The organism is Microbacterium sp. HM-570 (assembly GCF_054165885.1).
The window spans coordinates 668,919-683,361 of record NZ_CM135111.1 but is presented as its reverse complement, the minus strand read 5'-3'; the positions used below and the strand labels follow the sequence as shown (position 1 = coordinate 683,361).

Annotated in this window: 15 protein-coding genes, 1 tRNA gene and 1 pseudogene; 10 read left to right on the top strand and 7 right to left on the bottom strand. The window is 66.7% G+C overall.

What is annotated here, in order from left to right:
• Positions 1-3 precede the first annotated feature (3 nt).
• From ACT9TC_RS03240 to ACT9TC_RS03225, 4 genes are read left to right on the top strand one after another with little or no spacing between them, the layout of a single operon-like run.
• Positions 4-1,119 carry a prephenate dehydrogenase gene (locus ACT9TC_RS03240; RefSeq protein WP_458042003.1) on the top strand — a complete coding sequence of 372 codons (1,116 nt, stop codon included), beginning with the start codon at positions 4-6 and terminating at the stop codon, positions 1,117-1,119.
• Positions 1,112-1,822: a (d)CMP kinase gene (gene cmk / locus ACT9TC_RS03235; protein ID WP_458042002.1), complete on the top strand. Its 711-nt coding sequence runs from the start codon at positions 1,112-1,114 to the stop codon at positions 1,820-1,822. The genes ACT9TC_RS03240 and cmk overlap by 8 nt, the downstream gene beginning before the upstream one ends.
• Before the next feature lie 4 nt (positions 1,823-1,826).
• Positions 1,827-3,350: a ribosome biogenesis GTPase Der gene (gene der, locus ACT9TC_RS03230; RefSeq protein ID WP_458042001.1), complete on the top strand. Its 1,524-nt coding sequence runs from the start codon at positions 1,827-1,829 to the stop codon at positions 3,348-3,350.
• 48 nt (positions 3,351-3,398) lie between these two features.
• Positions 3,399-4,298 (top strand): NUDIX domain-containing protein, encoded by a 900-nt coding sequence (locus ACT9TC_RS03225; protein ID WP_458042000.1) that lies wholly within the window; start codon positions 3,399-3,401, stop codon positions 4,296-4,298.
• Positions 4,299-4,367: 69 nt separating this feature from the next.
• Here the strand turns inward: ACT9TC_RS03225 and ACT9TC_RS03220 are convergent, their stop codons facing one another.
• The 4 genes from ACT9TC_RS03220 to ACT9TC_RS03205 form a co-directional block, all read right to left on the bottom strand.
• Positions 4,368-5,684: a DUF222 domain-containing protein gene (locus ACT9TC_RS03220; protein ID WP_458041999.1), complete on the bottom strand. Its 1,317-nt coding sequence runs from the start codon at positions 5,682-5,684 to the stop codon at positions 4,368-4,370.
• A 246-nt stretch (positions 5,685-5,930) separates the two neighbouring features.
• The gene (locus tag ACT9TC_RS03215; protein WP_458041998.1) at positions 5,931-6,314 is read right to left on the bottom strand and encodes an RNA-binding S4 domain-containing protein; all 384 of its coding nucleotides are present in this window, start codon (positions 6,312-6,314) and stop codon (positions 5,931-5,933) included.
• Positions 6,311-7,033 (bottom strand): lysoplasmalogenase, encoded by a 723-nt coding sequence (locus ACT9TC_RS03210; protein WP_458041997.1) that lies wholly within the window; start codon positions 7,031-7,033, stop codon positions 6,311-6,313. Before ACT9TC_RS03210 ends, ACT9TC_RS03215 begins: the two co-directional genes overlap by 4 nt.
• 152 nt (positions 7,034-7,185) lie before the next feature.
• Positions 7,186-7,611 carry an N-acetyltransferase family protein gene (locus ACT9TC_RS03205; RefSeq protein ID WP_458041996.1) on the bottom strand — a complete coding sequence of 142 codons (426 nt, stop codon included), beginning with the start codon at positions 7,609-7,611 and terminating at the stop codon, positions 7,186-7,188.
• Between the two features lie 266 nt (positions 7,612-7,877).
• Between ACT9TC_RS03205 and ACT9TC_RS03200 the strand changes: the two genes are divergently transcribed.
• Together ACT9TC_RS03200 and ACT9TC_RS03195 are read left to right on the top strand one after the other, a co-directional pair.
• Positions 7,878-7,951, top strand: a tRNA-Pro gene (locus ACT9TC_RS03200).
• 197 nt (positions 7,952-8,148) lie between these two features.
• A complete protein-coding gene (locus ACT9TC_RS03195; RefSeq protein WP_458041995.1) occupies positions 8,149-9,099 on the top strand; it encodes a DNA cytosine methyltransferase in 951 nt (316 codons plus the stop codon).
• Between the two features lie 124 nt (positions 9,100-9,223).
• Here the strand turns inward: ACT9TC_RS03195 and ACT9TC_RS03190 are convergent, their stop codons facing one another.
• On the bottom strand, positions 9,224-9,970 hold the full coding sequence (locus tag ACT9TC_RS03190) for an ATP-binding protein (RefSeq protein ID WP_458041311.1): 747 nt from the start codon (positions 9,968-9,970) through the stop codon (positions 9,224-9,226).
• A 169-nt stretch (positions 9,971-10,139) separates the two neighbouring features.
• On the opposite strand from ACT9TC_RS03190, the gene ACT9TC_RS03185 reads away from it, so the two are divergent.
• On the top strand, positions 10,140-11,351 hold the full coding sequence (locus ACT9TC_RS03185) for an IS4 family transposase (RefSeq protein WP_168914865.1): 1,212 nt from the start codon (positions 10,140-10,142) through the stop codon (positions 11,349-11,351).
• Positions 11,352-11,545: 194 nt separating this feature from the next.
• Here the strand turns inward: ACT9TC_RS03185 and istA are convergent.
• Positions 11,546-12,991 (bottom strand): annotated as a pseudogene (gene istA / locus ACT9TC_RS03180) (IS21 family transposase); the annotation flags it as partial.
• 79 nt (positions 12,992-13,070) lie between these two features.
• On the opposite strand from istA, the gene ACT9TC_RS03175 reads away from it, so the two are divergent.
• A complete protein-coding gene (locus ACT9TC_RS03175) occupies positions 13,071-13,322 on the top strand; it encodes a DNA cytosine methyltransferase (RefSeq protein WP_458041994.1) in 252 nt (83 codons plus the stop codon).
• On the opposite strand, the gene ACT9TC_RS03170 is transcribed toward ACT9TC_RS03175, so the two are convergent.
• On the bottom strand, positions 13,276-13,617 hold the full coding sequence (locus ACT9TC_RS03170; RefSeq protein WP_458042986.1) for a hypothetical protein: 342 nt from the start codon (positions 13,615-13,617) through the stop codon (positions 13,276-13,278). The genes ACT9TC_RS03175 and ACT9TC_RS03170 overlap by 47 nt on opposite strands.
• 78 nt (positions 13,618-13,695) lie before the next feature.
• Between ACT9TC_RS03170 and ACT9TC_RS03165 the strand changes: the two genes are divergently transcribed.
• Positions 13,696-13,941: a hypothetical protein gene (locus ACT9TC_RS03165; RefSeq protein ID WP_458041993.1), complete on the top strand. Its 246-nt coding sequence runs from the start codon at positions 13,696-13,698 to the stop codon at positions 13,939-13,941.
• Positions 13,938-14,372, top strand: a complete 435-nt coding sequence (locus ACT9TC_RS03160; RefSeq protein ID WP_458041992.1) for a type II toxin-antitoxin system VapC family toxin — start codon at positions 13,938-13,940, stop codon at positions 14,370-14,372. The genes ACT9TC_RS03165 and ACT9TC_RS03160 overlap by 4 nt, the downstream gene beginning before the upstream one ends.
• Positions 14,373-14,443: the final 71 nt, after the last annotated feature.

The window sequence follows — 14,443 nt, the reverse complement described above, 5'->3', positions numbered from 1 at the left end:
TCAGTGACCGACACGACCACGCCACGTGTTGCCGCGCGCACCAGCGGCACCGTCCGCGTGGTCGGCGCGGGACTGCTCGGCGCGAGCGTCGGGCACGCCCTGACGGCCCTCGGCGTCGATGTCGCGCTCGATGACACGTCTCGTGCGCAGGTGCGTCTGGCCGTCGACTACGGTGCTGGGCGCCTCAGCCGCCCGGACGACCAGCCTCGCCTGATCGTCGTTGCGGTGCCGCCCGATGTCACGGCCGACGTCGTCGCATCCGAACTGGCCCGTTTTCCCGACGCTGTCGTGACGGATGTCGCGAGCGTCAAACTGGCGCCGCTGCACGAACTGCGCGAGCGCGGGATCGACCTGAAACGGTACATCGGCTCACACCCGCTCGCCGGTCGCGAGCGCGGGGGAGCGATCTCGGCGCGCTCCGACCTGTTCATCGGGCGTCCCTGGGTCGTCTGCCGCGACGAAGAGACGTCCTCCGCCGATCTCGCCGTTGTCGAAGGCCTGGCCCTCGACCTCGGCGCCATGCCGATCGAGATGACCCCCGAAGAGCACGACCGCTCGGTCGCCGTCGTCTCTCACGTGCCACAGCTCGTCTCGAGCCTGCTCGCGGCGCGCCTACGCGAGGCGCCCGAGCAATCGCTCGAACTCGCGGGCCAGGGCGTTCGCGACACGACGCGCATCGCCGCATCCCCTCCCGAACTGTGGGTGCAGATCCTCGGTGCGAACTCCGAACCCGTTGTCGAGGTGCTCGACCAACTCGCCGCCGACCTCGGCCGCGTCGTCGACGCGCTGCGCGATCCGGATGGCGCGGGCTCTCGCCGCACGGTCGCCGACGCCATTCAACGCGGCAACGAGGGCGTCGGGCGACTGCCCGGCAAACACGGGCAGAAGCGGCGCTACGAGCAGTTCGTCGTGATGGTCGACGACACCCCGGGGCAGCTGGCGCACCTGTTCAGCGACCTCGGCGTGCTCGGCGTGAACGTCGAAGATCTGAGGCTGGAACACTCACCGGGCGCCGCTTTCGGTCTCGCCGAGATCAGCGTGGAACCCGCAAGCGTCGCAGACGCGACCGCGGGGCTGGAAGAACGAGGCTGGCGGATGGCGGGCACGGGCAATGAGTGAATCGACCCCGGTGGTGCCGTTGGCAACCGCCGACAACGTGATCGCGATCGACGGGCCCGCGGGCAGCGGCAAGTCGAGCGTCGCCAAGCGCGTCGCCTCGCGCCTCGGCTACGGCTACCTCGACACGGGCGCCGCGTACCGTGCCCTCGCCTGGCACGTGCTCGAACGCGGTGCCGACACGAGCGATGCGAGCGCCGTGCTCGATGCGACGGGCGACTTCGATTTCGCGATCTCGACGAACCCCGACGACACCTGGGTGCGCGTCGGGTCGGTGGATGTCGCCGACGCGATCCGCGAGCCGCGCGTCTCGGATTCCGTCAGCGGCGTGGCCCGTGTGCCGGCGATCCGCCACGCCGTTACCAGCCTCTTCCGCTCGATCATCGCCGACAGCCCCGACGGCATCGTCGTCGAAGGCCGGGATATCACGACCATCGTCGCGCCAGACGCGGCCGTCCGGCTGCTGCTCACAGCAGCCCCCGAGGTGCGCGCCGCCCGGCGCAGCGCCGAACTGACCGGCGTGGAAGCAGCGGTCGTCGCCGACGCCCTGCACCGCCGCGACGCCTCCGACAGCGGGGTGGTCGACTTCTTGACCGCCGCCCCGGGGGTCGAGGTGGTCGATTCGACCGACCTCGATCTCGAACAGACCGTCGACGCGGTCCTCGACATCGTTTCGAGAACCCGCGCGACAGAACACGAGGACTGACGCCATGAGCGCTGACGACGAATACGAAGGTCGCCCCGACCAGATCGCCGAGAAAATGGCGGAGCTCGACCCCGAGTTGGTCGAGCAGAGGGCGGCGACACTGCGCGCATCCCTCGCCGACTACGACCTCGACGAGGACGACGCGCACCTGCTCGCAGGAGTCGAGCGAGGCATCGACGGCATCGAGTACCTTCCGGCGCTGCCCGTCGTCGCGATCGTCGGTCGCCCGAACGTCGGCAAGTCTGCCCTCGTCAACCGTATTCTCGGTCGCCGCGAGGCTGTCGTCGAGGACACCCCGGGTGTCACCCGCGACCGCGTCACGTACAAGGCCGAGTGGATGGATCGCCGCTTCTCGCTCGTCGACACCGGCGGGTGGGAGCCGGATGCTCGCGGCATCGATGCATCCGTTGCCGCTCAGGCCGAGGTTGCGATCGATCTGTCGGACGTCGTGCTGTTCGTCGTCGATGCCATGGTCGGTCCAACCGCGACCGACGAGCAGGTCGTCAAGCTGCTGCGCAAGAGCGGCAAGCCCGTCTTCCTCGTCGCCAACAAGATCGACGACGCGCGCCACGAACCCGAGGCCGCCGCGCTCTGGAGCCTGGGTCTCGGCGAGCCGTACCCCGTTTCGGCCATCCACGGCCGTGGCGTCGCGGACCTGCTCGACCAGCTGATGGAGAAGCTGCCCGAGATCTCGGCCGTCGCGTCGCACGAGATCGGTGGCCCGCGCCGCGTTGCGATCCTGGGACGTCCGAACGTCGGCAAGTCGTCGCTGCTCAACAAGGCGGCGGGCGAAGAGCGCGTCGTCGTGAACGAGCTGGCGGGCACGACCCGCGACCCGGTCGACGAGATCGTCGAGCTCGGCGGCAAGCTCTGGCGTCTGGTCGACACCGCCGGCATCCGTCGCCGAGTGCACCTGCAGCAGGGTGCCGACTTCTATGCGTCGCTGCGTACCGCGACGGCGCTGGAAAAGGCGGAGGTCGCCGTGGTCGTGCTCGATGTGAGCGAGTCGCTCAGCGAGCAGGACGTGCGGATCATCGACATGGTGTTGGAGTCGGGCCGCTCGCTCGTGCTCGCGTTCAACAAGTGGGACCTGCTGTCGACCGACAAGCTCGTGGACGATGATCGTCGCCGCTACCTCGAGCGCGAGATCGAGCAGGACCTCGCGCACGTTGCGTGGGCGCCCCGCGTGAACATCTCGGCTAAGACCGGGCGTCACCTCGACAAGCTCGTGCCCGCGCTCGAGACGTCGCTCGAGTCCTGGGATCAGCGCATTCCGACCGGAAAATTCAACGCGTTCCTCTCCGAGCTCGTGGCCGAGCACCCGCACCCGCTTCGGGGCGGCAAGCAGCCGCGCATCCTGTTCGGAACGCAGGCCGCGTCGCGCCCGCCGACATTCGTGCTGTTCACGACCGGATTCCTCGACCCCGGCTACCGCCGCTTCATCGCGCGTCGCCTGCGCGAGATCTTCGGCTTCGAGGGCACGCCGATCCAGATCAACATGCGGGTCCGCGAGAAGCGCACGCGCTAACCCGGCAGGCCGGGCGCTGAGGCCCCTCCGGTGTGAGAATCTGGAGGGGTGAGCATCGAGCCCCCCGTCCCCGGTGAGCCGCGGCGCCCGTCCGGACCGCGCGATCCGGGCGATGCCTGGGTCGTGGCCGACAGTGGCGAACGTTATTGGGGTCGCTTCGGAGCGGCGGGTCTGCTCGCGTACGACGCCGCGCTCGACAGTGTGCTGCTACAGCACCGCGTCTCGTGGAGCCACTTCGGGGGCACCTGGGCGCTGCCCGGCGGTGCGCGTCACGAGGGCGAGTCCGCGATGGATGCGGCGCTCCGTGAGGCCCTCGAAGAGGCCGGCGTTCCCGGCTCGGCGATCCGTCCGCGCGCCACGAGTGTGCTCGACCTCGGCATCTGGTCGTACACGACCGTGATCGGTGATGTCGTCGTGCCCTTTGCGCCCGTGATCAGCGACCCCGAGAGCCATGCGCTCGAGTGGGTACGTGTTGACGCCGTCGTTGACCATCCGCTGCATCCGTCGTTCGAGGATGCCTGGAGTCACCTCCGCGCCGCCCTGCACCTGCGCCCTGTGATCGTCGTGGATGCCGCGAATGTCGTCGGTTCGGTGCCGGACGGATGGTGGAAGGATCGCGCGGGCGCGACGGATCGTCTGCTCGATCGGCTCGAAGCGCTCGCGGTCGGTGGGCTCGAGGCATCCGATATCGACTTGCCGGAGACCCGCTGGTTCCCTCGGGTCGTGGTGGTCGTCGAGGGTGCGGCGCGGGCGGTTGCCGATCGCGAGGGTCTTGTCGAGCTCGTGCGGGCCGCGGGCTCCGGTGACGATGCGATCGTGGACGTGGTAGGCAGTCTCGACGGGGCCGCAGTGACGGTCGTCACGAGCGACGCGGGGCTCGCGCACCGCTCGGAGCGGGCTGGCGCCACGGTGCACGGGGCTCGGTGGCTGCTGGATCTGCTCGGCTAGTAGTTCAACGGACGCGGCACGGCTGATCACTTCGACGAGCTCAGTGACCGACGGGCAGGCCACAGTCGGTCACTTCGACGAGCTCAGTGACCGGGTGCCCCAGAACGGGGGTGGATCCGTGTTCGGGGTGAAGTGGATCGCCGACGGTGGTTTGTCGATATAGACGTGACCGCCCGGTGACGTCCACTCCAGAACTCCGCCGCCGAGTTGCCGGACCTTCCAAGCCGTTTCGCCTTTGAGAGTGTGGTGTCGTTTGCAGAGGCAGGCGAGATTGCAGACATCCGTCGCGCCGCCCAACGCGTAATCGAGGGTGTGGTCGCGATCGCACCGGTGTGCGGGTTGCCGACATCCGGGGAATCGACAGTGCTGATCCCGCGCTCGGAGGAATCGCTTCATGTCGGCGGATGGGGTGTACCTGTCCACCGCGAGAACGCACCCCGTGATCGGATCGGCGAGTACGCGATCCCACCCGGTCGCGTCACCGGCGAGCTTGCGGGCGGTGGCGGGGTCGATCGGGCAACGGCCGACGAGTTCGGCGGGTTCGTTCGTGACCCCGGCGAGTGCGAGGGCGGGGACGGTGACGTTGACGTTCGCGCGGATCGCCCCCAATCCTCCGAACCCGTCCGACATGCCCGCACCGGTGTCCACGGTGGGTGAAGTCGTCAGGACCATGTCGGCGACGAGATCCGCACGAATCTGGCCGAGCGTGCGGGTGTCCGTGGGGTCGGCCTTCTTGATCGCGTGGGCTTGCTGGGTGATCCGGTCGTGCATCGCGTGAGCGAGCACGGCCGGTTGGACGGTGCTGAACTCCGCCATCCCGTCCCCGATGTCCCGCACGTACGCACAGCGCGATGCCCGTGCTTCTTGGTGGCGTTCTGTCATGGTGCGGGGCTGCAGGGATTCCGCGAGCCGTGCCAACGACGATCCCAGCCTTCCGGGCGTCGTCCCCTCCGCGCGGACCAACGCCTCACGCTCGAACACCGCCCGCGCATCCGGATCGGTGAGGGGCGTGCCGTGTTCCAGGATCACCGCAACATGTCCCGCACCAACGCGTCCCTCGTCCCACGCCTCACACGTGGCGGGGAACGACTCGGCCAGCACCGCGGCATCGTTCATGCGGCGTTGCACGGTTCGGTCGGACATGTTCGCCGCCGCACCCAACTCCGCAGCCAGTGCCCGGAACGGCAGTTCCGCCTCGCGGGACGTGGGCGAGGGGAGTTCAGCGACCCGCTGCATCCCGACCCGCGCAGCTTTCGCGAACACCCGCGCCATAGCAGCCTCAGCCTGCGCCAACGCTAGCCGGGCATCCGTGCACTTGTCCGCGAGTTCCCGCGCGATGCTGTCACACACGATATCGTCATGGGTGATGCCAACATTCGAATACATGTTCTAAACGATACGGACGGCCTCCGACATTCGAACGGCGAAAAGCCCCCAAAAAGCGGCGGAATCACGCCGAAAAGATGAGAGTTCTCACATCTCGCGACCGGGTACCGGCGAGGTGCAATTGGTCACTTCGACAGGCTCCGCTACCGGGGGCGCCGGTGGCTGCTCCCACGCACCGCTGTGTGGGAGCGTCATTTCGTCTCGGCCCTTTGGGCCTCGCTCAATGACCGGGGTGGGGCACTGCGGCTACTCCGGGCTGAAACCGCGGAGCTTGTCGATGTCGCGGCGCTCGCGCTTGGTCGGACGACCGGCCCCGCGATCACGGACCGGCACGAACGCGATCGACTCGCGCGGCGGCGGGGGAGGCGTGAGGTCTTCGTAGGCGAGCGCGGCCGCCGGGGCCCCGACACGTTTGACGATGGTCTGGCGGACGATGAGCGTGCGGTCGAAGCCCGCGATGCGGATGCGGACCTCGTCGCCGGGGCCGATGGGCTGCGCGGCCTTGGCCCGGTCGCCGTTCACGCGCACGTGTCCCGCCCGGCAGGCCGTCGTCGCCGCCGAGCGGGTCTTGTAGACACGAACGGCCCAGAGCCACGCATCCGTTCGCACGCGAGATGTCCCGGCGGTCATCGCGGCGTCGCCTGGGTTGGGCGGGTACGGATGGCGCGGGGGAGCGCCGTGGCGACGCCCGCGACGATGAGCCCCTGGCCGAGCGTGTACGTGAGCATGACGAGGGGGCTGGTCCAGCCGGGCACGGCCTCGGGGGTGAATAGGTGGAACGCGAGGATGGTGTCGGACGCGAGGAAGAACGCCGCTCCTACCGCGACCATGGGTGCACACCGGGCGGCCGTGGCCGCGGTTCCGCCGAGTACAAGGCCGTAGATCGCCACGGCGAACGACAGGGCGCCCAGCCGCGGCCAGAGGACGGCCACAAGCAGCAGCCACCACGCCACGTAGACGAGCGCCCACGCGGGCCACGGCTTCGTGCGGATGAAGCGCCAGAAAAGCACGATGTAGGCGATATGAGCGAGGCCGAAGCAGAGCAGCATGACGGGCAGCTCGGACACCTGGGGGAAGAACGTGCCTGCCCCGTCGCCGAGCCACGAGAAGGCGAGAGCGAGGAACAGCAGGGTCGCGGGCGTTCCCCAGGTCGACCCGCGGCCGGCCCAGAGTGCGGCGACGGCGAGCAGAGGCATGAGCGTGAGCTTGGTGGGGCCCGCAACGGCGTCGGCGCCCACGCCGAGGGCCACGATGTGCACGATCGAGACCAGGGCATACGGCACGAAGCCGATCCAGGCGGGCAACGCGGCGAGGCTCGCGAGGGGCGAGCGCGGGGACTCTGCGGTCATGATGCTCCTCATCGAGTGGCTCGCGGCGGTTCGGCCACCGGGCCCCATAATCGTCGCATGACCTACACGCTTTCGCGTCTCGGCTTGCACCGCATGACGGCACGAGGTGCGGAGTCGCACCGGGCGAATGCGCGAGGCGACGAGCGCGACGCTCAGGTGCCCAGTTCGAGCTGAACAATGACCCGCTCGGGTTTCGGGCGCGCGATCTCGCGAAATCCCGCGGTCTCGAAAACGCTCAGGATGCCTCGGTAGAGCTCGTTTGCGGGGCGCTGGGCGACGCTGGTGTCGTTCGGATACGCCTCGAGCACCCGAGTGCCGTTTTCGCGGGCGTGCTCGATGGCGGCGTCAAGCAATGCCAGGTTGAGCCCCTGGCCGCGGTACTCCTTGCGCACCGCGAAGCACGTGACGGCCCAGACAGGTGAGTCATCCCACGGGTCGTTCGTTGCTGCGACATCGCGGGTCCGAGCGAGGCATGGTTGCTCGGTGCGGGGGCCGACGCGGACCCACCCGGCCGCTTCGCCGTCGACGTATGCGACGAGCGCGGGGGAGGGCTTTGCCGTGACCTGTGCCTGCAGCATCCGTTCGCGTTCGTGTTGATCGGATGCTTAGAACTGCGCGTTCGTCAGAGTCCACCACTGGTATTGGCAGCTGAGTCCGTCCCCGCGCCCGAGAAGGTGTGCTCGACGTCGTCGAACCGATCGGCGGTGGCGGGCACGATGGTGATCGTCATGCGGTCACGCTAGTGGGCGTTGCCGACACGGGTCGATGGCGTTCACGGGGGCTCGGGCGCTCGGGTAAGATGGTGGAGTTGTCTGCGCTTAGGCGGGGGCGGAAAAGTGAACAACGGGATGTGGCGCAGCTTGGTAGCGCACCTGACTGGGGGTCAGGGGGTCGCAGGTTCAAATCCTGTCATCCCGACAGAGAAGGGCCGGAAACTCGCAAGAGTCTCTGGTCCTTTTTGCATGTCACCGATTCTTGATTGATTCTGAGGAGGTGCAGATGTCAACTGTGCAGCCGACAGCTGTTCGAAGGTGATCACCGCGAATGCGGAACGTGAGAGCGTCTCGGCCGGAGGTGGAGTCTGACAGTAGGATCGTCGAAACGACTGGGTTCTGGTGAGTCTGTTTCAGTTGATTTTGAGGCCATCGGCGATCATCGAAAGAGTGGTCTGCATGGAACGCGCAGCCCCTCCTGATCGACGCGATGCTGTAGCTACGCAAACCGGCCGACCCACCGCGATTGACCTTTTCTCCGGCGCGGGGGGTTCAACACAGGGTCTGGCTGATGCCGGATTCGATGTGATTGGTGCCGTCGAGTTCGATGCGATCGCCGCTGAGTCCTATCGTCTCAACCACCCGGCCGTTCGTTTGTGGGAACAAGACATCAAAACGCTCACTGCGATCGGTGTGGGGCGCGAGCTGAGGTTGGCTCCTGGTGAGTTGGGCCTCCTCAAGGCCTGCCCGCCGTGTCAAGGATTCTCGTCTCTCGCGGAAGGTCGTATCGGACCCGACGATCCCCGCAACGAACTGGTCCGACACACCGTGCGCTTCGTGCGGGCACTGCGGCCCAAGGCCGTTTTAGTCGAGAACGTTCCGGGCTTGGGGCGTGATCGGAGATCGTCGGAACTTCTAGCGTCTTTGCGGCAGCTGGGGTACAACGGCCGCTCCTACCATGTCAACGCGGTCAACTTCGGCGTCCCGCAGAGGCGGAAGAGGCTGATCATCCTTGCGCTGCGCGGCTTGCGCTCGATACTGCCCGACTCGTTGTCTCCGGCGGACCCGGAGGAACCGAGGACGGTACGGCAAACATTCGACCAGCTGTCCTGCGAGGTCGCCGATGACGATCCGTTGAGTTTGCCGCGTGTGCTTCCGGCCAAAGTGCTGAAACGGATTGAAGCTATCCCAGTAGGCGGGAATCGGTTCGATCTGCCCGTTGAGCTCCAGTTGGACTGTCATAGACGGCTTGCCGACGAAGGCAAAAATGGCGCGGCTGCGTTGGGACGAACCCGCACCGACTATGACGACACGATGCGCGACGCCCGCGTCTGGGCCGTTTCTACACCCTGATGAGTATTCGGAGCTTTGGGGGCCGGGGATTATCGTGTTTCAGGGCCACCGAATATTGAGGTTCAGGGCCAGACGATATTGCCGGTGAGCGCCAGCCGTCGTGCTGGCGCTCACCGGCGTCGGGTCAGCTGCTCATGTTGGTGTGTTCGCGCATGTTGGTGCTGCCGGTTTCGATCCAGATGGTGTTGTGGACGATGCGGTCCATGATCGCGTCGGCGTGGACGTCGGAGCCGAGGCGTTGGTGCCAGTCCTTTTTCGCGTATTGGGTGCAGAACACCGTCGACGTGGAGTCGTAGCGCCGTTCGAGGAGCTCGAGGAGCATGCTGCGGACGTCGTCGCTGGGTGGGTCGAGGAGCCATTCATCGATGACCAGCAGCGTGAACGCGGCGTATTTGCGGAGCCATTTCTCCTTCCCGCCGGGCCGGTCACGGGCCGCGGCCCAGGTCTCCTCGAGGTCGGGCATGCGGACGTAGTGCGCCCGATACCTGTGCTGGCAGGCTTGCTTCGCCAGCGCCGAGCCGAGGTAGGACTTCCCGGAGCCGGTGAACCCTTGGAACACGACGTTCTGCTGCCTGCTGATGAACGCGCAGGTGCCCAGCTGCGCGATGATCCCTCTGTCGAGGCCGCGCTGTTCAATGAGGTCGAGGCGGCGGAGGTCCGCGTTCGGGTAACGCAGCCCGGCCCGGCGGATCAGTCCCTCGACCTTGCCGTGGGTGAACGTGGCGTGTGCGTCGTCGACGGCGAGCTTGATGCGTTCTTCGAACACCATCCCCAGCGTCAGGGTGTCGTCCTGGACCTCGAACGCGTCGACCAGCGCCGTGACGCCCATCTCCCGCAGCTTCCTCTTGCTCTCGCTGTCGATGCGGGTCATCGGGTGCCTCCCGCGTAGTAGTCCGCGCCGCGGACATACCCGGCTGGCTCGGCCGTTCGGCCTGGTGTCGACCATGCGTCGCGGGCGTCGGGGTCGTCCTGCCTGGTCTCGAGGATCGGTCTCAGGTGCAATACCGTTCAGTTAAGGGTTCGTGCGGTAGTTTTGGGGTATGCCTCGTTCTGGTTGGGTGAAGCCGGTTTCTGACCGCCGGTTGTCGGATTTGGTGTCGGTGGGTTTGCTGACACGGGTGTTTCCTGCGGAGGTTGTTGATCAGGTGATTGCTGATGCCGGGCGTACCGAGCAACGGAATCGGTCGTTGCCGGCGCGGGTGATGGCGTATTTCTCGATCGGGATGGCGTTGCACTCGGAGGGTTCCTACGAGGATGTGTTCGCCCAGCTGACGGATGGGCTGGCATGGTCCTCGGGCTGGGCCGAGTCATGGTCGCCGCCGTCGAAGTCGGCGATCTTCCAAGCCCGCTCCCGGCTCGGATTCGAACCCGTGCGTGACCTGTTCACCCGGGTGGCGCGCCCGCTGGCCAGGCCGGCGACACCGGGTTCGTGGTTGGCCGGACGAAGACTGGTCGCGATCGATGGCACGGTCTTGGATCTGGCTGACACGCCGGCGAATGTCGACTTCTTCGGCCGCCCCGCGTCGAGTCGGGGTGAGCATGCCGCGTTTCCGCAGGCCCGGCTGGTGGCGTTGGCCGAGTGCGGCACCCATGCCATCCTCGACGCTGAAATCGGCCCATGCACCACTTCGGAGATCGCGTTGTCTCGGGAACTGCTCGACAGGCTGGAGCCTGGAATGCTGGTGCTCGCCGACCGAGGCTTCTACGGGTTCACACTCTGGCAGCAAGCCGCGGCCACGGGTGCAGACTTGCTCTGGCGGGTCAAGACGAACCTGCGCCCGCGGTTTCGGGAAGCTCTACCCGACGGGTCATGGTTGGCGGAGATCATCCCCACCTCCGGCACCGACCGGAAGTCGACACCGCCGCTGAAGGTGCGGGTCATCGACTACACGATCGAGGACGGGAGGGAGAACCCCGAGTCGTATCGGCTGCTCACCACGATCCTGGATCCAGCCGAGGTGACCGCCGAAGACCTCGCTGCGGCCTATTCCGAGCGGTGGGAGATCGAGTCCACCTTTGACGAGTTGAAGACACATCAGCGTGGCCCCAGGGGCGTGCTGCGCTCCAAGTCTCCCGATTTGGTCCAACAAGAAATCTGGGGGCACCTGTGCTGCCACTACGCCATCCGCACCCTCATGGTCGACGCCGCCGCCCACGCCGGACGGGACCCCGACCGGGTCTCGTTCGTCGCAGCGCTACGCATAGCCCGCCGCTCAGTCGCCTCGGGCTCTTTTTCCCCCTCAGCGCCCTGACACTGCCGTCGCCGCATGGCGTCACGCCATCCTCAGCCTTCTCAAACGCCTGAACCCTGCGCGCCGACAGCGCTCAAACCCCCGCGTGATCAAACGCAAGATCTCCAAATGGCTTGCCAAACGCGACCACCACAGTCGTTGGCCACAACCCGCGAACAGTCCCCGAGTTCACGTTCAAACCCTTAACTGAACGGTATTGGTCTCAGGTGCGCGTAACGCGGCGACCGAACGCGGGTCAACGCGACCTCCGCCGCCGCTTCAACACGAGCAGCGGAGTAGCGGCGGGTCAGCCGCAATACGGCCAACGCGGCGCCCAGGCCTTGTTCGTCGACCGGGACCGACTCGAAGATCCGATTCACGACTGTGGTGGTGTTCTCCCCGATCCGGGCCGCCCATTCCCTGACCCGCGGAGAGTCCCACTGCCGATAACGCGGCCCGTCCGGTAGATCCCCGTCATGCGTCCGATACTCGTTCACCACCCCGGTCGGCGCGAGGAGGTGGCTGGTCAGCCGCTGATCCCCGGCGAACACCTCGAGGGTGGTGTCCGTGACCCGCAGGTCAACGGCCCGGCCGATGTGGGCGAACGGGACGGAGTAGAAGTTCCGCTCGAACACCACGTGCCCGTTCTTCTGAACCCGACGCCTATAAACCCAGCGGGAAATCTCGAACGGAACCTGCGGCAGCGGCCGCAGCAGCTGCTTCTCCTCCGCCTCGAACACGCTCGCTCGTGATCCGGCGCGTTTCTGGAACGGTTCGGTGTTGTAAGCGTCGACGCGTTCATAGATCGCGGCGCGCAGCTCCGGCAGCGTCGCGAAGGTCCGGTCCCGCAAGCTCGCGATCACCCAGGTCGCGATGTTCCCGACGGTGTTCTCGACACTCGCCTTGTCTTTAGGCTTCTTCACCCTCCCCGGCAGCACCGCTGCCGAATAGTGAGCCGCGAGCTCCCGATACGCGTCGTTCAGGACCACCTCACCCTCCGCAGGATGCTTGATCACCCCGGTCTTCAGGTTGTCCGGCACGATCCGAGGAACACTCCCGCCGAACCAAGCGAACATCGAGACATGCGCGCGCAACCAGGTGTCCTGCTTCATATCCAGCGCCGGCTCGACGAACGCGAACCTCGAAAACGGCAACGTCGCGACGAACAAGAACACCCGCGTCTGCTGCCCGGTGACCGGATCGGTCAGCTGCATCGTCGGACCTGACCAGTCGACCTCGACGCTCTGGCCCGCCTTGTGACCGACGCGCGACGCTGCGCCGGCGATCAGGAGGTGCTGCTGGTAGGTCTTGCAGAACCGGTCATAGCCCATCGCCGGCGATCCCGTCGCCCGGCAGGCGTCGAGATACTCGCCGTGCAACAGCTTCAACGTCACCCCGACCCTCGCGAGCTCGCGATGCACCCCCTCCCACTCAGGTTGCGCGTGAACGCTGTCATGCTCACCACGTCCGGGGAACAACCGCGCATAGACCGTCGCCTCGTCAAGCTCGGCGACGTCGTCCCAGCGGACGCCTTCACGGTCGGCGGCGTCGATGACTGCGGCCACGCTCGTGCGGGACATGCCCTGCGCGGCGATCTGCCGCCCCGAGAACCCCTCCCCCCGAAGCCTCAGCACCAGCTTCGCTCTGATCTTGCGTACCATCCGAATCACTCCTTCTGCCGCGTGATTGGCCACGCGGCAGAAGGAGCCTAGGAACGGTGGCCCTCAACCCGAATATCGAGTGGTCCCCACCGACGCGATCACGTCGATCAGAACGTGGCCCTCAACCTCAATATCTGTGGCCCTCAGAGGAGCGAATACTCACCCTGAGTTGCACCGCCCCTTGACCTTGCGAGAGGCCGCCGCAATTCAGACGTTCCCAGCGACCTATAAGTTTGCGGGAAAGCGCGGCGACATCGAGCGCCAGATCGGGAACGCCGTCCCGGTCAGGATGGCGGCTGCAATCGCGGACCGTTTGCTGACGGCGATTTGAGGGATGCAGAGGCCTTGAGATGAGCGATGGAGCAACCGTTGAGGGCGTCCAGCCACCAGCTCAGCCGGCGAGCGAAGACCGCATCGATCAAAGACTCTTTGGTGGGGAATCGCCGGGAGAGAGTGGCGCCGTCGACGACGGCGAACACCTCGGCCCACAGCCGAGAGCGCACGGCATGGGCCGTGATTGCGGGCGACTGGCAATGCCGGGCGAGTTCGAGCGCACCGCGGGCGGCAAGAGCGTCTGGTGCGGGGAAATCAGCAATGCGCTGCCACGGCGGATGCGGCGCGCCCACCCGTGCACGCCGCACTCGCGCCCGTTCCTGCCAATATCCCAGAACGGGCAAGAAACATGCACATGCTAATGTATGTGTATGAAAACGGAGCGGCTACAGATTCTTGTCGACCCCGTTCAGCGCGAGCGGCTCGAGCGCACCGCCACCGAGCGAGGCGTGTCGGTTGCGTCGCTTGTTCGCACGGCGATCGATGTCGTCTACCCGCCGCAAGCGTCCGCCCGGGCGCGCGCCGCGGCGGCGCTGCTCGACGCCGAACCCATGGATCTTCCGCCGATCGAGGGACTGCTCGACGAGCTCGACGCACTGCGTGGGCGCCGCGCGTGATCCTTCTCGACACCACCGTGCTCGCGTACGCGCTCGGTTCGGAGCATCCGTTGCGAGACCCCTGCCGTGCAGCCGTCCGCGCGATCGGGGATGGTCGATTGCAGGCGACCACAACCGTCGAAGTTATTCAGGAGTTCGCCCACGTGCGCGCCCGGCGACACGGACGAGCGGATGCTGCGGCCACGGCGGAGAGCTATGCGACCCTTCTGGCGCCGCTCGTCGCAGTTGATGCCGAGGACCTTTCGCGAGGCATGACGCTGTTCCGTGAGCACGAATCACTGGGTTCGTTCGACGCTGTTCTTGCCGCGGTAGCACTTCGGCGCGAGTACGTGACCGGCTTGATGTCGGCCGATCGAGCCTTCGGCAGCATCCCCGGCCTTGCGCATATCGATCCCTCGGCTTCGAATCTGCGCGAGCGCCTCGCGATCTGAGGATGATGTCACCACCGGTTCTTTCTGAGCGTCGTGGGCAGAGGGGGTCAGGATCATGCACTCCAGCGCGC